Here is a 20171-nt window from a genome sequence, read left to right as displayed (position 1 = left end):
TTGTTGCGCCCCGCCATGACCGGACGACGGCCCGTGGCTACAATCACGAGCTTTCCGGCTGACCAAGTACGAGTCCCCGCATGGCCCACCGTCTCGACCCGCTCGATCTCTACGACGTCCGTTCGCTGCTCACCGACGAGGAGCGCGCCGTGCAGGACGCCGTTGGCCGCTTCGTCGACGAAAAGGTCCTGCCGATCATCGGTGACGCCTTCGACCAGGGCCGCTTCCCATCCGAACTGGTCTCCGAGATCGCCTCGCTGGGTCTGCTCGGGGCCACGCTGCCTGAGGAATACGGCTGCGCCGGCATGAACGGCGTGAGCTACGGCCTCATCTGCCAGGAACTGGAGCGCGGGGATTCCGGCCTGCGCAGCTTCGCCTCCGTGCAGAGTTCGCTGTGCATGTACCCGATCTTCGCCTACGGCTCGGAAGAGCAGAAGCGCGAATACCTGCCGCGGATGGCCGCGGCCGAGATCATCGGCTGCTTCGGCCTCACCGAGCCACACGGCGGCTCCGATCCGGCGAACATGAAGACGGTCGCGCGCAAGGACGGCGGCGACTGGGTGATCAACGGTGCCAAGATGTGGATCACCAACGGCAACCTCGCCCACATCGCCATCGTGTGGGCGCAGACCGACGACGGCATCCAGGGCTTCGTCGTCCCGACGGACACGAAGGGCTTCGCCGCGCAGGAGGTGCACAAGAAGATGAGCCTGCGCGCCTCGGTCACCTCGGCGCTGTTCTTCGACGACGTGCGCCTGCCGGACAGCGCCCGCCTGCCGAACGTGAAGGGCCTGAAAGGCCCACTGGGTTGCCTCAACCAGGCCCGCTACGGCATTACCTGGGGCCCCATCGGCGCGGCGCAGGCGTGCCTCAAGGAAGTGCTCGATTACACCGCGCAGCGCGTGCTCTTCGGCCGCCCGCTCGCGGCCAACCAGGCGGTGCAGCTGAAACTGGCCGACATGGCCCGCCGTATCACCACCGCGCAACTGCTTTCGCTGCAGCTGGGCCGGCTGAAGGATGCTGGTCGCCTGCAGCCCACCCAGGTGTCGCTGGCGAAATGGAACAACGTGCGCATGGCGCTGGACATCGCGCGCGAATGCCGCGACATCCTCGGCGGCGCCGGCATCACCACCGAACATTCGGCGATCCGTCATGCGCTGAACCTCGAATCCGTCATCACCTATGAAGGCACCGAAACCGTCCATCAGCTGGTGGTCGGTCGCGAACTCACCGGCATCAACGCGTTCTGAGGTTCGCATGTCCGTCACGCAACCCATCGCCGCCCGCCACAAGGGCTTCAACCGCGCCGAGATCGTCGACCATAACTTCGCCGAGTTCGTGAACTCATGGCGGGGCGATATCGCCCGCGCGCCGCGTGAGGACGAACCGGTGCTGCCGGGCAGCGCGCTGGATGCGCGCGGCTTCCGCGACCTGCTGGAATCGCAGCTGATCAGCCGTCACCTCGACCTGATGGCGCGCGTGTTGCGGGTGCAGAACAAGGTGTTCTACACCATCGGTTCATCCGGCCACGAAGGCAACGCGATGGTCGCCCGCCTTACGCGGCACACCGATCCTGCGTTCCTGCACTACCGCAGCGGCGGCTTCATGGCGGAACGTTTCCGCAAGCTTCCGGGCATGGATCCCGTCATGGATTCGGCGCTTTCGTTCGCCGCGAGCAGCGAGGATCCCGCGTCGGGCGGCCGACACAAGGTGTGGGGCAGCAAGCCGTTGTGGGTGCTGCCGCAGACCTCGACGATCGCCTCGCACCTTCCGAAAGCGCTGGGCACGGCCATCGCCATCGAGCAGGCTCGTCGTATCGGCCACGCCTTGCCGATACCGGAAGATGCCATCGCCGTCTGCTCGTTCGGTGATGCGTCCTCGAACCACGCCACCGCGCAGACGGCCTTCAATGCTGCCGCGTGGACGGCTTACCAGAAGCTGCCGGCGCCAGTGCTCTTCGTCTGCGAGGACAATGGCATCGGTATCTCGGTGAAGACACCCGGCGGCTGGGTGGCGAACAACTTCCGCCATCGTCCGGGCCTCGACTATTTCCATGCCGACGGCCTCGACCTCGCCGGCGGCTACGCGGACGTGCAGCGCGCGGTGGAGCATTGCCGGAACACGCGCCGGCCGACCTTCCTGCATCTCGGCACCACGCGCATCATGGGCCATGCAGGTACCGACTTCGAGATCGAATGGCGTTCCGTGGAGGAACTCGTCGCGCTGGAGGCCACCGATCCGCTACTGCGCAGCGCGGCGATCGCGCTCGCTTCGGGCCTCTACGATCGCGAAGGCTTGATGGATCTGTACGAGTCCACCCGCAAGCGTTGCTACGAGGCTGCGGAAGACGCTGGCAGCCGGCCGCGCCTGACCAGGCTGGAAGACGTGATGGCGCCTCTGGCGCCGTACACGCCCGATGCGGTACGTGCCGAAGCCGCGCGTGCAGGCGACGCGACCGAACGCGAGCGCGTCTTCGGCGGCGCGGAAAAGCTTCCGGAAAGGCAGCCGCCGCGCCATCTCGCCATCCAGATCGGCCAGGCGCTGCACGACCTCATGGCCAAGTACCCGGAGAGCCTGCTCTTCGGCGAGGACGTGGCGCAGAAGGGCGGTGTTTATACGGTCACCAAGGGCCTGCACAAGGCGTTCCGCAACACGCGCGTGTTCAACACGCTGCTCGACGAGACGATGATCCTTGGCCTGGCCCAGGGTTACGCCAACATGGGCATGCTGCCCATCCCCGAGATCCAGTACCTCGCGTACTTCCACAACGCCTGCGACCAGATTCGTGGCGAGGCCGCTTCGCTGCAGTTCTTCTCCAACGGGCAGTACCGCAATCCGATGCTGATGCGCGTGGCGTCGCTGGGTTACCAGCGCGGCTTCGGCGGGCATTTCCACAACGACAATTCGATCGCCGCGCTGCGCGACATCCCCGGCCTCGTGGTGGGTTGCCCAAGTCGCGGCGACGATGCGGCGACCATGCTGCGGACGCTCGCTGCGCTGGCGAAGGTGGACGGTCGCGTGACGGCCTTCCTGGAGCCGATCGCGCTGTACATGACCAAGGACTTGTACGAGGCCGGTGACGGCCGGTGGCAGTTCGGCTATCCGGCGCCGGGCGAGGCGATGGAGCTGGGCGAGGGCCGCGTCTACGACGAAGGTGCCGATGACCTGGTGGTCTTCACCTTCGGCAACGGCGTGCCGATGAGCCTGCGCGCCGCCCGCCGCATCGAAGCGGAGCGTGGCTGGAAGGTGCGTGTAGTGGACCTGCGCTGGCTGGTGCCGCTCAACGACGCTTTCATCGCGAAGCAGGCCGCAACGGCGAAACGCATCCTGGTGGTGGATGAGGGCCGCAAGAGCGCGGGCGTGGGCGAAGGCATTATCACCGCCATCGTCGAGGCCGGCCTTGGACACCTGCCGCTACGTCGCGTGGTCGGTGCCGACACATTCACGCCGCTGGCTGGCGCTGCGTTTCTCGTTCTTCCGGGCGTCGACGACATCGTCACGGCCGCATCCGAACTGGTGTAGGAGCGCGCCCTGCGCGCGACAGCTTTTGGGGCCGTGAACTACAGGACCTGCTGCTCTTCGCGAAAAGCTGTCGCGCGCAGGGCGCGCTCCTACCTGACGTCCGAGCGGCGGACCAGCACCGGGCCCACATGGCCCGCGCACGTGGCGCGGTTGCGCCCGGCCAGCTTCGCCGAATACATCGCCGCGTCCGCACGCTCCACCAGCGACTGCATCGTGTCGGCCGGCGTGCGCATGGCCACGCCGATCGATACGGTGAGCATATCCGTCGTGCTTACGTGCACCTCGAGCCGATGCACGCGGCGGCACAGGCGCGTGGCGATGATCATCGCGTTTTCCCTTTCCACGCCCTGCAGCAACGCTACGAATTCCTCGCCGCCATAGCGTCCGACCAGGTCCGAGGGGCGAAGCTCCTGGCGGAGCGCGGCGGCCACGGCCACGAGGGCCTCGTCGCCCGCCGCATGGCCGTGGCGATCGTTGAGTGCCTTGAAGTGGTCGAGGTCGAAGAACAGCACCGCCACCGGACGCGCAAGTCCCTGATCCAGGACCTCCAGTGCCGCTTCGGTCCAGGCACGGCGGTTGAGCAGGCCGGTGAGCGGATCGCTGTCGGCCAGCTGGCGCGCGCGGTCGCGATCGTGGCGGATGGTGAGGGCACGGTCCGAAAGCCCGATGGACAGTACGATGGCCTCGAAGGCCCCCATGGCGATGGCCGCATCCGGCAGCCATGGGGCACCTGCAAGCATGCCCTGCTGCTGTGCCCCGCAGAGTGCGGTGAGGATCAGCAGGGGCGTCCAGCCGGCGAGGAAGAACCAGGCATGCCGCGAACCGCGCGCCGCAGCCAACGCACCTGCCACGAGCAACAGGAGGGCGCCGAGCAGCACGAGCGGCTGCAGCAGCAACTGCGCCATGCCCACCAGGACACTGAGGCCGGTAGCGCGCAGGATGACAAGCAGGGGCATCACCACCGCGAACGACAGCACGGGCGTGCGTAGCAGGGGTACGTATTCGTCGACGCGGGCGAAACGAAGCATGAAGAGCGCCGCGAAGGACACGGACAACGCCGTGACAGCGGCGCCAAGGCTGTCCGCCATCCCCGCCAGCGACTCCAGTTCCAGGGGGTGGAAGACGAATCCGGAGCGCAGTCCCTGGATGAGGGCGTAGCAGACCAGATAGGCCGTGTACCAGCCGAAGGTCATATCGCGCAGCATGAGGGCGAAGCAGAACGCCATCAGCGCCATCGTCATCATCACGGCGAACGAACCGGCAGCGAATACCATCCAGCTTCCATCCTCGCGGAGGTAGTCGGGCCAGGAATCCATCGAGATGGTCACCGCGCCCGATGGCGCCGAGGAACCTTCGAACTTGAGCAGGAGTGGCCGGGAGGCGGGAACGGAAGCGGGAACATTGAAGATCAGGCGCCCGTGGCCGTGCAGCGGCGGCCCGAAGTCTTCCAGCGACGTGGTGGCGATCAGGGTGTTTCCGTCGTACAGCGAGACCGCGCCCATGCCCGGATGGCGGATGCTGAGGACCCGCTCTCCGCTGGTCCAGGGAGGCGGGGTACGCACGACCACCCAGCTACCGCTGGGCGAATTGGGAAGAATCTGCAGGCGGGTGGGGTCGAAGGAGGGGAAAGGGCGCTGGGCCGCCTCTGCCAGGACGTCCGTCGGCTGCTCGCCCGTCCGCACGTCGCGCATATTGGCCATGAGCGCGGTGGCGCCGGCGGCGCCCGCGAAACACAGCCCACAGAGTAGGGTCGCCTGCAGGAGACGAAGCATCCACCCGCGCTGCCGGTTGCAGAAACGCATTCCCGATACCCGCGACAAGCGTACGGCGCACCTGCCCGGTGCGCGGTGTGGATCCGGAAGCGTTTCGAGAGAAAGCCCGTCTCCCCCTTTAACAGCAAGGCCATTGTGCCTTGCCTGCAACAGGATGTCGCCTTGGCCGTTGGGGGTGGGTGAAAGTTAGGGCGTCAGGAGATACCGGGGGCCGCTATGCCGCCAAATCGTTCCAGCAGCTGGGTCTGAGCGTCCCGGACGGCCTGGCCGGACTGCGGCTGGAGCAGGGTGTAACCCCCGTCGGGCTGCTGGACCCAGGCCGAATGATTATCGGTGAGGTAAAGCTCGAGCTCCCGCCGGATCCGCTGGCGCAGCTTCTTGCCCTCGATGGGGAAGCAGGTCTCCACGCGGCGCTCCAGGTTGCGCTCCATCAGGTCGGCGCTGGCCAGGAAGAGGTCGGGCTCGCCGTCGTTGAGGAACCAGTACACCCGGCTGTGTTCAAGGAAGCGGCCGACGACGGAACGCACGCGGATGTTCTGCGAAACGCCGGGGATGCCGGGGCGCAGGCTGCACATGCCGCGCACGATCAGGTCGATCTTCACGCCGGCCTGGCTGGCGCGGTAGAGCGCGCGGATGACCTTGGGATCGGTGATCGCATTGATCTTGCAGACGATCTCGGCCTTCTTGCCGGCCACGGCATGGGCCGCCTCGCGGGCAATCAGGTCGAGCAGTCCCTTTTTCAGGGTGAAGGGCGCATAGAGCATGCGCTTCATCTTCAGCGCCTTGCCCATGCCCGTGAGCAGGCGGAACAGGCGATGCACGTCGTCGCACAGCGCCTCGTCGGACGTCAGCAGGCTGTAATCGGTATAGAGGCGCGCATTGCCCGAGTGATAGTTGCCGGTGCCCAGGTGGGCGTAGCTCACCAGCTTGCCGTTCTCGCGACGCTGCACGAGCATCAGCTTGGCGTGCGTCTTCACCCCCACCACACCGTAGGTCACCACGGCGCCGGCCTGCTGCAGGCGCGAGGCGAGGCTCAGGTTGGATTCCTCGTCGAACCGGGCGCGCAGTTCCACCACCGCCGTCACCTCCTTGCCTGCCCGTGCCGCTTCCACCAGCGCGTCGACGATCTCGGAGTTGGCGCCGCTGCGGTACAGGGTCTGCTTGATCGTCAGCACCTGCGGATCCTTCGCCGCCTGGCGCAGGAAGTCGACCACGGGCGAGAAGGATTCGAACGGGTGGTAAAGCAGGATGTCCTGCTTGCCGATCACCGTGAACATATCCTCGGCTTCGGCCAGCGCCTTGGGCAACGCGGGCACGAATGACGGGAACTGGAGGCGCGCATAGGCCGGCTGCAGGGTCATCTCGAACAGGCGGGCAAGGTTCACCGGCCCGTTCACTTCGTATAGCGCGTCGGCTTCCAGCGCATATTGCTTCAGCAGGTAGTCGACCAGCGGTTTCGGGCAGTTATCGGCTACCTCGAGGCGTACGGCGTCGCCGTAGCGGCGCGAGAACAGCTCGCCACGCAGCGTGCGCGCAAGGTCTTCGACGTCTTCCGGATCGATGGTGAGGTCTGCGTTACGGGTGAGCCGGAACTGATAGGAGCCGAGCACGCGCATGCCCGGGAAAAGATCGTCCGCGTGGGCGTGGATGATCGAGGACAGCAGCACGTAGTTGTCGCCGCCATCGCACACGTCTTCCGGCAACCGGATGATGCGCGGCAGGATGCGCGGCGCAGGAACGATCGCCAGGCCGGAATCGCGGCCGAAAGCGTCGGTGCCTTCCAGTTGCACGATGAAGTTGAGGCTCTTGTTCACCAGGCGCGGGAACGGATGCGTCGGGTCCAGGCCGATCGGCGTGACCAGAGGCGCGACCTCGCTGCGGAAGTACCGGCGCACCCAGAGCTTCTGCTTGTGCGTCCACTGGTTGCGCCGGACGATGCGGATGCCTTCGTCGGCCAGCGCGGGAAGGATCTTTTCGTTGAGGATGGCGTACTGGCGCTCGATCTGCCGGTGCGCCACGTCGGAAATCTCTGCAAGGGCGCGGCGCGGCGGAATGCCGTCGGCGCCGATCACCTCGTGGTCGAAGGCGATCTGTTGTTTCAGGCCGGCCACGCGGATTTCGAAGAACTCGTCCATGTTGGACGAGAAGATCAGCAGGAACTTGAGTCGTTCGATCAGCGGCTTCGACTCGTCCAATGCCTGGTCGAGCACACGGACGTTGAATTGCAGCTGCGACAGCTCGCGGTGGGCGTAGAGGCCCGGGTCGTTCAGGTCGATATCGGGCACCTCCACGGAGACAGGTTGCCGGGAGGCGGCGACCTTAACGCTGGTGGTGGATTCGTTGGGTGGGGTCATCGTGTCCAGAACGGCGTCCTCGTCGCTGATCGCGACGCATTCATAGTACGCCGCCCGGCGGAGCGTATGACGGTGGCCTTACAACCGCATGACACCGCCCAGCCGCAAGCACCCGTCGCTGCTGAAGGCTCCCACACACGGCGGGATCAGTCAGACGACTAGTGGTTCCGGTTCCAGCGCCACGCCGAATTTCGCCTGCACGCCGGCGATCACCTTCTGCGCGAACGTCCACAACTGCGGCCCCGTGGCCTTGCCATGGTTCACGAGCACCAGCGCATGGCGATTCGACATGCCGGCATCGCCGTCGCGCTCGCCCTTGAAACCCGCGGCTTCGATAAGCCAGCCAGCGGAGATCTTCGCCGTGCCACCCGCGTGCGGCCACACCGGCAGACCCGGGTGGGCGAGGGCGAGAGCGTCAGCCTGGACCGCGGGCACGATGGGATTCTTGAAGAAGCTGCCGGCGTTGCCGATGACGGCCGGGTCGGGAAGCTTCCGCGAACGCAGGCGGACGACGGCTTCCGCCACGTGATAGGGCGTGGCGCGGGCCACGCCCATCTTCTCCACTTCCTCGCGGATTCCCGCGTAGTCCAATGACAACGGGCGTTCGCGCGGTAGCGCGAAGGTCACTGCCACGACGATCCAACGGCCCGCCTGTCGCTTGAAGCTGGAATCGCGATAGGAGAAGGCGCAGGCCGCCTTGTCCAGCACGACGAACTCACCCTTGTGCGTGTCCCAGGCTTCTACCGTGTCGATGAATTCCGCCACTTCGACGCCGTAGGCGCCGATGTTCTGGATCGGCGATGCGCCCACCGTACCCGGAATCAGGATGAGGTTTTCGAGGCCGGCATAGCCCTGGCCGAGCGACCAGCGGACGAAGTCGTCCCAGCGTTCGCCCGCGGCCACGCGGATCAGCACGCGGTCGTCGCGCTGGAAGGTTTCCACGCCGCGCGTCGCCATGGCGAGCACGGTGCCGTCGAAGTCGTCCTTGATGAGCAGGTTGCTGCCTTCGCCCAGCACGAGGATCTTGCCGGCCTTCACAGCGGGATAGGCGAGCAGTTCCGGAATCTTCACCGGATCGCGCACTTCGGCGAGCAGCTTCGCGCGGGCGTCCACGCGCAGGGTATTGCGTCCGCCCAGCGGTGCGTCGCTGGCGAGGGTGAATCCGCCCATGTCCACCGGCGCGTTGTTCATGCCAGGATCCCGCGCCGGCGGATTTCCGCGACTGCTTCGGCGATCAGCTTCGGCCCGCGATACACAAGGCCCGAATAGACCTGCACCAGGGAAGCACCGGCTTCCATCTTTTCAGCTGCCGTGTCGCCGTCAAGGATGCCGCCGACACCGACGATCGGCAGTTTATCGCCAAGTCGCGCGCGCATGCCGCGCAGCACGGCCGTGGACTTCGCGAAGAGCGGGCGACCGGAGAGACCACCGGTTTGCCGGGCGTTTGGATCGCCCGCCACATCGGTACGGTCGATGGTCGTATTCGTGCAGACGACGCCATCGATTGCCGAGGCGAGCAGCACGTCGGCGATCGCATCGAGTTCGGTGTCGGAAAGGTCGGGAGCGATCTTCAGCAGCATGGGCGTGCGCTTGCCATGCCAGCCGGCGAGGCGCTCCTGCGCTTCACGCAGTTCGCCGATGAAGCGGCGCAGTGTTTCTTCTTCCTGGAGGTCGCGCAGTCCCTGCGTATTGGGCGACGAAATGTTTACCGTGACGTAGCTGGCAAGCGGATAGGCGCGTTCGAGGCACAGGAGGTAATCGTCGATGGCGCGCTCGTTCGGCGTGTCCTTGTTCTTGCCGATGTTGATGCCGAGCACGCCGCGGAACGCGGTCTTTTCCACGTTGCGGACCAGCGCGTCGATGCCGCCGTTATTGAAGCCCAGCCGGTTGATCACCGCCTCGTGCGCGGGCAGCCGGAACATGCGTGGCCTGTCGTTGCCCGTCTGCGGGCGCGGTGTGACCGTGCCGATTTCCACGAAGCCGAAGCCCAGCGCGGCAAGGCCGTCGAGGTGCTCGCCATTCTTGTCCAGCCCGGCGGCGAGACCGACGGGGTTCGGAAAGTCGATGCCGAAGGCACGCACGGGCAGGTCGGACGGAGGCGTCGCGATCCATCCGGAAAGTCCGCTGCGCTGCGCGACGTCCGAGGCGTAAAGGGTGAGGCCGTGCGCGGTTTCGGCATCCAGCATGAAGAGCAGGGGGCGGATCAAGTCGTACATCAGGCGTCCGGGCGACCCGCGAAAATGCGGGTGTCGTAATCGTAATCGACCGTACCACCGTCCTGCGTTGCATCGAAGAGTGCGCGCAGGGCGTGGAGCATCGGTTCGTGATTGGGATGCCCCGCCTTCGGTGCATACGAAGACGACATCAGGCGGCCGAGAAGGGCTTCGTAATCAAGCTTTTGCCCATGGGGGACGCTGGCCATGCCGCGGTAGCCCTGGCCGAACCAGCGGGCCATGGACTCGTCGTCGGTATAACGTTCGGCCACGCTGAGGTAATCGAGGCCGTATTCGAGCAGCAGGCGCTCATAGCCTTCCAGGAATGGCGTGCCCTTCAGCCGGCGCGAATTCCAGAACACGGCCACGAGACCCTGCGACGACAGGATGCGCGCGAACTCCGCGCGCACCTTCTCTTTATCGAACCAGTGGAACGCCTGCGCCGCGATGACGAGGTCCACCGAGGAGTCGGTGAGACCCGTCGCTTCGGCGCTTCCGTCGACCGCATGGAAACGGTCTTCGCTGCCGAGCCAGCGTTCCGCCGCCGCACGCATGGAAGCGTTGGGCTCGACGGCGGTAACGCGGTGACCGGCGTCCAGGAACAGCTTGCTGGAGATGCCTGTACCTGCGCCGATATCGGCCACGGTCCAGTCCGGATGGACGCCCAGGCCATGCAACCAGCCTACCACCGCCGGCGGGTAATCCGGACGATAGCGGACATAGTCCTCGACGCGATCGGAGAAACGTTCCGTGGAGCGCAGGTCGTTCATGGCGTCCCCCGGTGGGTCAGAATTCGAACTTGATGCCCTGCGCCAGCGGCAGGGCGTCGGAGTAGTTGATGGTGTTGGTCTGGCGGCGCATGTAGACCTTCCACGCGTCCGAACCCGACTCACGACCACCGCCGGTTTCCTTCTCGCCACCGAAGGCGCCGCCGATCTCGGCGCCCGAGGTGCCGATGTTCACGTTGGCGATGCCGCAGTCCGACCCGGCGGTGGAGAGATACTGCTCGGCCGCTTTCAGGTCCTGCGTGAAGATGGCGGAAGACAGGCCCTGCGGCACCGCGTTCTGCTGGGCGATGGCGTCGTCCAGCGTGTCGAACGGCATCACATAGAGGATCGGCGCGAAGGTTTCGGTCTGCACGACCTCGTCGCCGTTGTTCAAACCGGTAACGATCGTCGGAAGCACGAAGTTGCCCTTGCGATCGGTAAGCGCCTTGCCGCCGGTGCGAACCGTGCCGCCGGCGGCCTTGGCCCTCTCGATGGCGCCAAGGAAGGTCTGCACGGCTTCCGGGCTGTTCAGCGGGCCCATGAGCGTAGTGGACAGGGTCGGGTCGCCGATCTTCTGCTCCACCTGGCCATAAGCCTTTACCAGCGTATCCACCACGGCGTCATGGATGGATGAGTGCACCAGCACGCGGCGCGTGCTGGTGCAGCGCTGGCCGGCGGTGCCGACCGCGCCGAACACGATAGCGGGAATGGCGAGCTTAAGGTCGGCCGACTTGTCGAGGATGATCGCATTGTTGCCGCCCAACTCAAGCAGGCTGCGGCCCATGCGCTTCGCCACGCGCTCGCCGACCATGCGGCCTACCTTGGTGGAGCCGGTGAAGCTGATAAGCGGGATGCGCTTGTCGTCGACAAAGGTCTGCGCCAGTTCGGTGCCGGCATCGTTGAAGAGGAAGAAAATGTCCGGGAAGCCACCTTCCTTCAACGCCTCGTTGCAGATCTTCATCGTGGCGATAGCGGAGAGAGGCGTCCTGGGAGACGGCTTCCAAAGGCAAATGTCGCCGCAGATGGCGGCGAGGAAGGCATTCCATGCCCACACGGCCACCGGGAAGTTGAAGGCGCTGACGATGCCGACCAGGCCAACCGGATGCCACTGCTCGTACATGCGGTGGCCCGGACGTTCCGAATGCATGGTGTAGCCGTAGAGCATGCGGCTCTGGCCCACCGCGAAATCGGCGATGTCGATCATCTCCTGCACTTCGCCGTCACCCTCGGGCTTGATCTTGCCCATCTCCAGGGCGACCAGCGAACCCAGTGCATCCTTGTGCTTGCGCAACGCCTCGCCGCACAGGCGTACGGCTTCGCCTCGACGAGGGGCAGGCACGGTGCGCCAGATGGCAAAGGCTTCCTGGGCGCGCAGCACGATGGTTTCGTAATCGGCCGCGCTGGAGGCCTGCACAGTCGCGATCACTTCGCCGGTCGCCGGGTTTACCGGTTGGATCGTGCCGGCGTCGGCGGTGCCGGCCCACTGGCCTCGGCCGAGGTAGGTGCCGGACTCCGTCGTATTGAGACCGAGCGCTGCGAGGATCTTGGCGGACATGGGAACTCCTGGGACGGCACAGTTAAAACGCCGATTCTAGCAAACACCCCCTTCACGGCCCGTTGTGCGGCGCAGGACGGACGTCGCGACGGCGTATGCATCGCCCGCACTTGCGACGACCTCGCGAAGACGGCTGCAAGCCCATGCTATGCCTGAACTTATGGAGCCGGTGGAGCCGCTGATGACCCGCGTCTACGAGATTCCCTACCAGCCCGACGAGGGGGCTTCCTGGACAGTGAGCGTGGCCGGATGCCCCATCGGCCGCTTTGCGTCGCGTTTCGAAGCGCTTCGTGCCGCTGTCAACCGTGCCGCCGCCGACGGGGGCGACACCAGCATCGGCGTCGAAGGCGCGGACGGTATCTGGCGCCCCTTCGGTAGCGATGCCAAGCGGCCAGCGAAGCCGCCGCTACTTCCGGCACCGCCCCTTACCGTCGTTCGCTGAATAGTTCGGCCACTGGCCACATGGTCGGAAAGGGTTATGGCCGCGTCGGCACGGTCAGACACACTGGATCCGATCTTCGTACACAGTGACATGACGAACGCCCAAGACCTCCATGACGACTTCGTCCGCCGCGCTGAAGCAATACAGGAGGACGTGAACACCGTCCCGCGAGAGCAGATGTTTCATCTCGCTTCGTGTTGATCGGCCCACGTCGACTAGTTCTGTCTGGATGCCGAAGGCTGAAGCATGGTCCGCGACCGTTTGGCCGTCGTCGGTGAAATACGAGGGGTTCGGGTATTTGTTTTGGCCTGTCGTCATGTCCCAGTTGTCGCCGTCCGGCCGCCCGTCGGCCCCGGAGTAGAGGATAAGTTTCTTGATGCCCTTGTTCCGCGCCGTTTGGAAGATGTTCACCGTGCGGCTCCCGGTGATCATCGTGTCCGCTGCCCATAGCGCGGTACCAGGCATGCCCGGCGGCGACCCGCTGATCCAGCTTTGCGTCAAGAGTTTCCCGCGCCCCGTCGCACGGTTCGGACTGAACCGGGCCGCGGGTATCGCTTCGCCCGAGAGGATGTCGACGCGGCGTCCGGGTGGCTCAGTCAGGCCTTGTGAAGTCGTCGCGGACTCTGCGGTGGTAACTCTTCTCTTCTTCGGTGGTGGCTGGGCCGCGCTATCCGACGCACGGTCCGCGTCGATGGCCAACGAGCCAAGTACCGCGTTTCCCGGAATGACGGGAGGCGTCCGGGAAGCCGACGGCGGCCCGGCCAATACGGTCGACGGATGCGCGGTTGTCGCGGCGATCATCGCCATGCCCGGTGTCCCGGACGTACCCGGATCTTCCCCGGTGGAAAGTCGCGCAGGCGTGCCAGTGGACACGCTATCGACTCGAAGTCTCTGCAAGGGGCGTCGGGCGTGACCCGACGGGTCTATGTGGTTGATCGGGTCCCCTTCGCAATAAGCATACCGATTGAGCCCACCGTCTCCGAACGGACTTGGCGGATCGGGCGCAAGGAAGCGGCGCAGCCGGGGGCTGTACGCACGGGTTCCCAGAAGGTACCAGCCTGTATCGGATTCGGCGCGTTGGCCTGTATAAGCGGAGCGTGACTTCCCCACTCGTTCATGGACGCCGTATGCATCGTAAATGTGAGTCATACGTAGGGGCCCGTCCACTCCGGATCGCCGGGAAGCACCTCTGGAAAATTCAGCGCCCTGAGCGTGGTTTCGTCCACCGTGCCGGCTACTGTGACCTCAACTCTACGCCCGATATCGGTTAACTGTTCCTGCGTCTGCCCGCGTGTGCGTGGGTTTGTCTGCGAGACGGGGACCTGCGCGTTTTCCAACGCGCTCGTTTGGTTCGGATCTCGCGGGTTGTCATAAGGCGCGGAGGGCCTGCTGATGTCTCCATGTCCACTGCTTCCACGAACATACCCCGACATGCTGACGGTGGCCTTCGCGGAAAGGGCACCGCGGGTACTTGCATCCTCTGCCATGCGATTTGGCGCCACTTGAGCGGCTCGGGTGCCAGTTACGGCCGTCTGGCGCAGGGTATCCATTCCCGTACGGATCGAACGGACCACGGTGTTCGTGGTGCTTCCGCCGCTCATATGTGCCGCCGCCTTCCCGGGCGAAGACCGGGCGGCCGCAGGTGCTTTTAAAGCGGCCTTGCCTACTCCACTGCCAGCAGCTTGCAGCTTCACCGCCGCTACCATGCCGACGCCGGATGCCATGCCGGCACCCATCGCCACCCATCCGAACACCGCATTCCATGTCGCATCTTGCGTTGCCATCGTGACGGTAGAGCCGATGGCGGCGACAACTCCCACTGCGTCGGCCGCGACAGCAGCGGTCGCGGCGGCCATGGCGGGCGTTGCCACCGCCACAGCCTTGACCGCCGCGGCTGCCATGCCCCCGGACGCCGCCGCTGATGCTACCGCCCCGGCAGCAGGCATTATCATGCCACTGGCCATCCCAGCGCTCGCGACGACCGCGGCGACGGCAAAGGTCATCGTTATCCCCGCGACGAGCCAGTTCAGCCACGACTCGCCGGTTGGGTCGATGCGGTTCACGGGATCGCCGTTGCAATACGCGTACCGATTGCCCCCCCCATCGCCGAACGGGCTAGACGGATCCGGCGCCAGGAAGCGGCGCAACACCGGACTGTAGGGGCGCTGGCCAAGCAGATACCAGCCAGTATCGTGCTCGAGAAGCTCGCCCGCATACAACATGCGCGCGCCCGCGGAGGCGGCGCTTTCCCCGTAAGCACCGTAGTTGCGCGACACCAGGTTCTCTCTTTCTTTCCCGGGCATGATTGCGCTCCTCCTCAGCCTGCACCGGATTCCGTCACCACCGATCCCTGCGGGTCGGTGCCCAGTAACAGTACGTCCCGTATCGAGGCGGCGATGCGCGTCTCCGCGACGATGGCACCTTCCGCCCGGATGTACCTGCGCCCCTCGGTTTCGTCGACCTCGAAGGTAATCACGCCATTTTCCCGGTACCGGTAGGTCGCTCGTTCCGGACTGATGACTTGACATACCCGGGCGTCCGGTCCGTGCAGGTAGCGGATCACCCGGTTGTCCGGCAGGGTGACCGAAGCCAGTCGACTCATGCCATCCCATTCGAGCGTGCGGCCCTGTCCATCATCCGTGAGGTTGCCGTTCGCGTCGTAACTGAGCCGGAGTGGCGTGCCATGGCCAGGATATTCAGCCAGGCTGTTCTGGACGCTAACGAGCCGGTCAAGGTCGGTCGCATCGTAGCCATAGTCGGTGACGTTGACCTGTCCGTCCAGGCGCGTGGTCGTCACTTTGCGCAGGTTGTCGACGCAGTCGTGCTCGAACTGCTGCCGCACGTAGGGCTGCAGCATCTCGTCCTGGGGATGTTCGCCGGCTTCTGCCCGGATGAGGTGATCGACCAGGCGTCCGCGATCGTCGTACTCCATCGTTTCGTCGCGCATCAGTCGGTCAGCGCCGTCGTACCAGCGTCTACCCGCCAGCTTGTCGTCTGGCCTCCAGGTCAACACGAGCTTGCGCTTCAGGGAACCCACTGCATCGACGTGCTCCCATGTCTGCACGGCGATGCGCCCCTGTAGGTCGTATTCGAAGGCCTGCATAACCGAACGACCACCGGCTGACGACGTGGTTCGCCGCTCAAGGCGGGACAGCGCGTCGTACGCAAGCTCGACCTCCACGTCCTGGTCCGACACCCTCGTCGGCCGGCCGATGTCGTCGTACTCGAAACGCCGCGTGATGCCGTCAGTGCCCGTCGTCTCCAGCACCGCGCCGCCGGGCGAGACGACCACGTGGCAGCGGCGCGGCGCGGTGCCCTGCAGAGCGATCGTCTGGTCGGTCATGCGGCCGAGGTAGTCGAGCGTGACTTCCATGCTTCCGTTCGGCGTCGTAATGAGCGACGGAAGGCCGATCTGCTTGTGGTAGGAGGCCTCGGTGACGATAGCCTGCGCGTGGGTGCGTGCATCCATGAGGGTGGAATCCAGCAGCACCTCGCGCAGCCGCCGATCGTAGTTCATGCTCAGCACGCTTCCGTCGGGCATCGTTTTCCTGGCCGGGCTCATCTGTCCCGGTGAGTACTCCTGTGTCGAGACCAGACTGCCTGCTTCCTCGCTCGCCAGTCGCTCCAGTCCGTCCCACGTACGCGTGCCGAGTTGCCATTCTGTCACTTCGCCAGGCGGAACGACGGCAAGGCTGGACAAGAGTTCGCCGTCGTGACCAGGCGCATAGCCGCGCTTCACGATCGTTCCGTCGGGAAGTACGCTTGTCGCCAGCCGGTCGTACGAATCCCAGGTCTGCCGCGTGACCTTCTCGACATGCCGTCTGCCCCTGGCCAGGGGGGGCGCAGTTTCGAAGGCTTCCGTCATCGTCACGCAACGGCCCAGGCCGTCGTATTCCCATCGCCTCGTTATCTGCGGGACGCGGTCGTTCCCGGACCATTCGCCGGTCTGTGCCCGTACTTTCCGTCCGGCCGCGTCCGTCCAGGTTGCGCTCCAGCCCGTTCGTTCACCCTGACCGTGGATCTGCCACTGCAAGGTCTGCGTGAGAACCCCACCGTCGTCGGGATCGCGGACCAGGCTGGTCTGGGTTACGGTCTCGCTGCCGTCCGGAGCCGTCTCGAGCCGGCGCTGGCCCCAATCGTCGTATTGGAATCGCGATTCCCGTCGCACGACGCGCTCGCCAAGGCGATCGATCTCTGCCTCCCGCACGAGTTGGCCGAAAATATCGTAGTCCAGTTCATCCACCACGACCAGCGTCCCGTCCTCGAGTGGCTCTTCGCGACGGATGACTTGCCCTCGCTCGTCCATCCACACCCGGTGGGGCAGGCCGGTGATGCCGATGCGTTGCACCCACCGTTCCGTCAGGGACAACTGGTAGTTCCATCGGGTGTCTACCCGGTAGGGATGGTCGTCGGGTGCGACCACTTCCACGGCGCGACGGCTCATGCCGTCGTAGTCGTACCAGGTGGCATTGTCTTGCGCGTCCTTCATGGAGCGCACAAGGCCGCTGAGGAAATACAGCGTTTCGCTGGTCTCCACCACGATACCGTCATGCGTGGTGTGCCGGGTGTGTTTGGTGATGGTTTTCCCGGCGTCGTCGGTCTCGTAACCGTACTCGCGGGTTTCCTCCAGGCCGTCCTGTTCGTGTGTTTCGCTCGAGAGGCTGCCGTGCTGCGGCCCCTGGTCGACGATGAAGTATTGGGCGTTACGCTCAAGCCGCTGCGTCTCGCCCCCTTCCATAGAGAAAGAGGTTTCCTCGCGGGCCTGCACGTAGTAAGTACGGTCGCGGGTCCACGCCCGCGCGGTTTCCCGGACGGGGACACGGGTGTATCGGTAACGCGTCTCGCGGATCGGGCCGCCTTTCGCGCCCGGCTCCATCCTTCGGCTCTTGAGGCGACGCACCAGGCCGATCGGATCGGGTGGACACAGTTCGGTATCGCCCTCCGTTTCTCCTTCCGGGGAGTAGTACATGGAGATCTCGGTCGTGCCGGTGGCGCTATCGTAACGGCGTTGGATGTTGCCCTGGGAGTCGTACTCCATCTCGACATAGGTGGCCTGCTGGATTCCGGGCGATCCGCTGTCGTAAGTGGTGGTCGTGATTTTCTTCGGTAGCTGGAAAGCCTTTGGCTGAAGTTCGATAGGCTGGTTCGGTACGTGTCCGTACTCGGTAACGACGTCCTGGACCAAGATACCGCGCGTGGTTTTTTCTCGCGTGATGAGATGGAACTGGTTGTAGTCCCTTTCGATGGCGATTATCACGGTGGAACCGTCGTACTGGCTTTCCGTCGACCCGTACTGGAACGCGCCCTGGCCGATCAGGTGCAACAGTTGGTCGTTGCGGTTCTCCCAGCTGCGCACGACCGGATATCCGTAGAAGTTGTTGCGAGCGAACTTCGTGTAGGAAAACCGGCTTTCCTGGATCGCGCTCCTGTCCGACATCCTGAGTCGTGTATGCCGGGAGACTGCGGGCATCGAGGTCATCGGCGCTCCGCTCGGTAGCAGCAGCGCCGAATTATCGTACGTGGCTTCCTCGGAAACACCGTCGGGGGAAATGACGCCCCTCAGCAGCCGCATCCCGTTCGAGAGCGGGTGGTAGTCGAACTGCCATACGGCCTCATCCTGCCGGGGTACAGCCCTGGCATTGAGTTCATTGATCAGTGGAACCCTGATGCGAGATAGCTCCGGGCCCCTTAATTCGAAATGCATGCTCATGACCCCATGACCGAGGTGCAGGGTCAGTTCGGCGCTCGACAACGTATAGGCGATAGTCAGCAGTGTGTCGCCCTCGTCATCGGTAACCCGCTCCAGCAGGTATCGGCCCGCTGCGAAACTCCAGTGCAGATGGATCGCGTCGCCGCTGGGATTGACGATGCGGACGGGACGCAGGTATCGGGTCGATCCGGAAATCAGGCTGAGATGTTCGATCACACCCGTGATGTGTTCCACCACGACATCGTTCGTGCTGCCGGGCCTGATCAGCGAGAAGCTGTCGAGCTTGCGGTCCGGGAAAGTCGCCGACGCGCCGGGAAGCAGACCTTCGTACCTGTGGCTGTCGCCACTGGAAAGCGTCACGATGCGCGCGGTGAGGTCGACTTCGGTCAGCGCGAGACGCCAACCTTCGCCAAAACCCTCATTGATACCTGCGCCGAGGGAACTGTACGACAGCCGGAACGGCAGGTGCGGTCCGCGAAGGCGGTTTCCTTCGCCGGAAGAAATCTCGACGCTCGCCCCATACATGCCGGTGCGAGGATCTACGCTGGCGCTGATATGGCTATAGAACTGAAACGCGGTGGAATACATGTCCCCGGTTTCCAACGGGGCGGCAACATCCATGTCCGTCATGGCTCACTCCTGTGATGTCTCGGTCTATTGAATCTTGAGTTCGTCGCGTTGGCCGCGAACGAACAAGAGCTGGCGGGCATGAAGCGTGCCGTACTCGTCGATGGAAACTATGGATAAGGGGCCACGGGGCGGATCGGTATGATCAGCCCGCGGGATGTCGATGCGCCCGCACAACACGATGACGCCCTTCGTCCGTTCGGGAGCGGGCAGGCTCGGCAAGGGTTGCGACCCCTTGGGAACGGCGGGATTCCACTGGACACTCGCCTCGCCCGGTCTCACATAACCGGTGAAGCAAGGATTGGACGTGTCAGGCATATCGTTTATCCAATGGATCATTCCCGCCGGGACGCATTCCATGGAACGAATGCCTATGATCCGTCCGCCCGCGGCAACGATCGACACCGTAACCATGTCGTCGAACAAGGCGGCGGAGGTTGGCTGGATCGCTATGATGCTTCGCCGATCGAGGTGGAAGTTGTCGGCGGAATAGAAAACGGGAGGAACGGCGGTGATTTCAATGTTCTCCCGCACGTCCAGATGACTGAAGTAATCGTCGCTGTTGTCGGCATAGCTAACGATGCCGGTGGTACGCCAGACGGACCCGTTGTCGCCGCGAATGGAGAATGAAATGGAGAGGAAGCGGCTAACCTGGGCGCCATCCTCGGCCGATACATAGAACTCGAACGATTCCCCCGCATCCTGGTCCAGCTCGATCGTTTCTTCGTCGCCACCCTTTCCGCTTGCAAGGTCGGGATAGAACGAGTACCCGAGATAGTTCCGCTGTGCCGACCAGCCTCTGTAGCTGTTGGGCGCTCCGTTTTCATTGAACGGTATGTAGCCCTCGGAATTACGGTAGTCGACCAGCTGGATATTTTGCCTTTCGGTTGGCGTCAATCTGACGAATTTCCCGTCCTCCGTCGCCTGGAGCCAGAGCAGGATTCGGGCTTGCTGGCGTCCGTTATGGTAAACGCGTGTCTGGGACAGGGTGATCCGAACCTGGTTTATCTGCCACAAATCACTTTGTTGCCTGGAGGTCTCTTCCATGATTCCCCAACTCCGTTTTTTTTTTGCGGTGTCACAACGTATGCCGCGTGCCGATGAGTGTCGACACTAATTCGTGCGCGTAATCGGTGGACGTGGTGCAATTCTGGCCTCGCCGGACCAAGTGCTCGGCGCGCCGCATTCTTTGTGTCTTGTCCCGACAGG

Annotated in this window: 13 protein-coding genes and 1 pseudogene; 3 read left to right on the top strand and 11 right to left on the bottom strand. The window is 64.5% G+C overall.

Annotated features, from left to right (window positions below):
• Positions 1-80: 80 nt before the first annotated feature.
• On the top strand, positions 81-1250 hold the full coding sequence (locus tag VGM71_RS14250; RefSeq protein ID WP_331546287.1) for an acyl-CoA dehydrogenase family protein: 1170 nt from the start codon (positions 81-83) through the stop codon (positions 1248-1250).
• A 7-nt stretch (positions 1251-1257) separates the two neighbouring features.
• Entirely contained in the window at positions 1258-3522 is a 2265-nt protein-coding gene (locus VGM71_RS14245; protein WP_331546285.1) for a thiamine pyrophosphate-dependent enzyme, read from the top strand.
• 89 nt (positions 3523-3611) lie between these two features.
• Here VGM71_RS14245 and VGM71_RS14240 read toward each other — a convergent pair whose 3' ends face one another.
• The 6 genes from VGM71_RS14240 to VGM71_RS14215 all read right to left on the bottom strand — a co-directional run bounded on the left by VGM71_RS14240 (position 3612) and on the right by VGM71_RS14215 (position 12183).
• On the bottom strand, positions 3612-5222 hold the full coding sequence (locus VGM71_RS14240; protein WP_331546283.1) for a diguanylate cyclase: 1611 nt from the start codon (positions 5220-5222) through the stop codon (positions 3612-3614).
• A gap of 266 nt (positions 5223-5488) precedes the next feature.
• Complete coding sequence (gene ppk1 / locus VGM71_RS14235) at positions 5489-7648, bottom strand: polyphosphate kinase 1 (RefSeq protein ID WP_331546281.1); 2160 nt, start codon at positions 7646-7648, stop codon at positions 5489-5491.
• A 150-nt stretch (positions 7649-7798) separates the two neighbouring features.
• The gene (gene murB / locus VGM71_RS14230; RefSeq protein WP_331546394.1) at positions 7799-8818 is read right to left on the bottom strand and encodes a UDP-N-acetylmuramate dehydrogenase; all 1020 of its coding nucleotides are present in this window, start codon (positions 8816-8818) and stop codon (positions 7799-7801) included.
• 17 nt (positions 8819-8835) lie between these two features.
• Entirely contained in the window at positions 8836-9864 is a 1029-nt protein-coding gene (locus VGM71_RS14225; RefSeq protein ID WP_331546279.1) for a quinone-dependent dihydroorotate dehydrogenase, read from the bottom strand.
• Positions 9864-10631: a class I SAM-dependent methyltransferase gene (locus VGM71_RS14220; RefSeq protein WP_331546277.1), complete on the bottom strand. Its 768-nt coding sequence runs from the start codon at positions 10629-10631 to the stop codon at positions 9864-9866. The genes VGM71_RS14225 and VGM71_RS14220 overlap by 1 nt, the downstream gene beginning before the upstream one ends.
• Before the next feature lie 16 nt (positions 10632-10647).
• Positions 10648-12183 (bottom strand): aldehyde dehydrogenase family protein, encoded by a 1536-nt coding sequence (locus VGM71_RS14215; protein WP_331546275.1) that lies wholly within the window; start codon positions 12181-12183, stop codon positions 10648-10650.
• 181 nt (positions 12184-12364) lie between these two features.
• Between VGM71_RS14215 and VGM71_RS14210 the strand changes: the two genes are divergently transcribed.
• Positions 12365-12625, top strand: a complete 261-nt coding sequence (locus VGM71_RS14210; RefSeq protein ID WP_331546273.1) for a hypothetical protein — start codon at positions 12365-12367, stop codon at positions 12623-12625.
• A 54-nt stretch (positions 12626-12679) separates the two neighbouring features.
• On the opposite strand, the gene VGM71_RS14205 is transcribed toward VGM71_RS14210, so the two are convergent.
• The 5 genes and pseudogenes from VGM71_RS14205 to VGM71_RS14190 form a co-directional block, all read right to left on the bottom strand.
• Complete coding sequence (locus VGM71_RS14205; RefSeq protein ID WP_331546271.1) at positions 12680-13432, bottom strand: hypothetical protein; 753 nt, start codon at positions 13430-13432, stop codon at positions 12680-12682.
• Between the two features lie 114 nt (positions 13433-13546).
• Positions 13547-13774: pseudogene (locus VGM71_RS17705) on the bottom strand (RHS repeat-associated core domain-containing protein); the annotation flags it as partial.
• Positions 13771-14928, bottom strand: a complete 1158-nt coding sequence (locus tag VGM71_RS14200; protein WP_331546269.1) for an RHS repeat-associated core domain-containing protein — start codon at positions 14926-14928, stop codon at positions 13771-13773. The pseudogene VGM71_RS17705 and the gene VGM71_RS14200, both read right to left, overlap by 4 nt.
• Before the next feature lie 14 nt (positions 14929-14942).
• The gene (locus tag VGM71_RS14195) at positions 14943-18965 is read right to left on the bottom strand and encodes a hypothetical protein (RefSeq protein WP_331546267.1); all 4023 of its coding nucleotides are present in this window, start codon (positions 18963-18965) and stop codon (positions 14943-14945) included.
• 24 nt (positions 18966-18989) lie between these two features.
• Positions 18990-20009, bottom strand: coding sequence for a hypothetical protein (locus tag VGM71_RS14190; protein ID WP_331546265.1), 1020 nt, complete (start codon positions 20007-20009; stop codon positions 18990-18992).
• Positions 20010-20171: the final 162 nt, after the last annotated feature.

It is taken from the genome of Luteibacter sp., assembly GCF_036499525.1.
Classification (GTDB): Bacteria; Pseudomonadota; Gammaproteobacteria; order Xanthomonadales; family Rhodanobacteraceae; genus Luteibacter.
Note: the sequence above shows the minus strand (reverse complement) of the source record. Positions and strands in the feature narration are given on the sequence as shown.

Coding starts and splice junctions, on each gene's coding strand:
- ppk1 (WP_331546281.1), bottom strand. CDS start 7,648: ATGACCCCACCCAACGAATCCACCACCAGCGTTAAGGTCGCCGCCTCC.
- VGM71_RS14190 (WP_331546265.1), bottom strand. CDS start 20,009: ATGGAAGAGACCTCCAGGCAACAAAGTGATTTGTGGCAGATAAACCAG.
- VGM71_RS14215 (WP_331546275.1), bottom strand. CDS start 12,183: ATGTCCGCCAAGATCCTCGCAGCGCTCGGTCTCAATACGACGGAGTCC.
- VGM71_RS14220 (WP_331546277.1), bottom strand. CDS start 10,631: ATGAACGACCTGCGCTCCACGGAACGTTTCTCCGATCGCGTCGAGGAC.
- VGM71_RS14245 (WP_331546285.1), top strand. CDS start 1,258: ATGTCCGTCACGCAACCCATCGCCGCCCGCCACAAGGGCTTCAACCGC.
- murB (WP_331546394.1), bottom strand. CDS start 8,818: ATGGGCGGATTCACCCTCGCCAGCGACGCACCGCTGGGCGGACGCAAT.
- VGM71_RS14200 (WP_331546269.1), bottom strand. CDS start 14,928: ATGCCCGGGAAAGAAAGAGAGAACCTGGTGTCGCGCAACTACGGTGCT.
- VGM71_RS14210 (WP_331546273.1), top strand. CDS start 12,365: ATGACCCGCGTCTACGAGATTCCCTACCAGCCCGACGAGGGGGCTTCC.
- VGM71_RS14195 (WP_331546267.1), bottom strand. CDS start 18,965: ATGACGGACATGGATGTTGCCGCCCCGTTGGAAACCGGGGACATGTAT.
- VGM71_RS14225 (WP_331546279.1), bottom strand. CDS start 9,864: ATGTACGACTTGATCCGCCCCCTGCTCTTCATGCTGGATGCCGAAACC.
- VGM71_RS14250 (WP_331546287.1), top strand. CDS start 81: ATGGCCCACCGTCTCGACCCGCTCGATCTCTACGACGTCCGTTCGCTG.
- VGM71_RS14240 (WP_331546283.1), bottom strand. CDS start 5,222: ATGGCCAATATGCGCGACGTGCGGACGGGCGAGCAGCCGACGGACGTC.
- VGM71_RS14205 (WP_331546271.1), bottom strand. CDS start 13,432: ATGGCGATGATCGCCGCGACAACCGCGCATCCGTCGACCGTATTGGCC.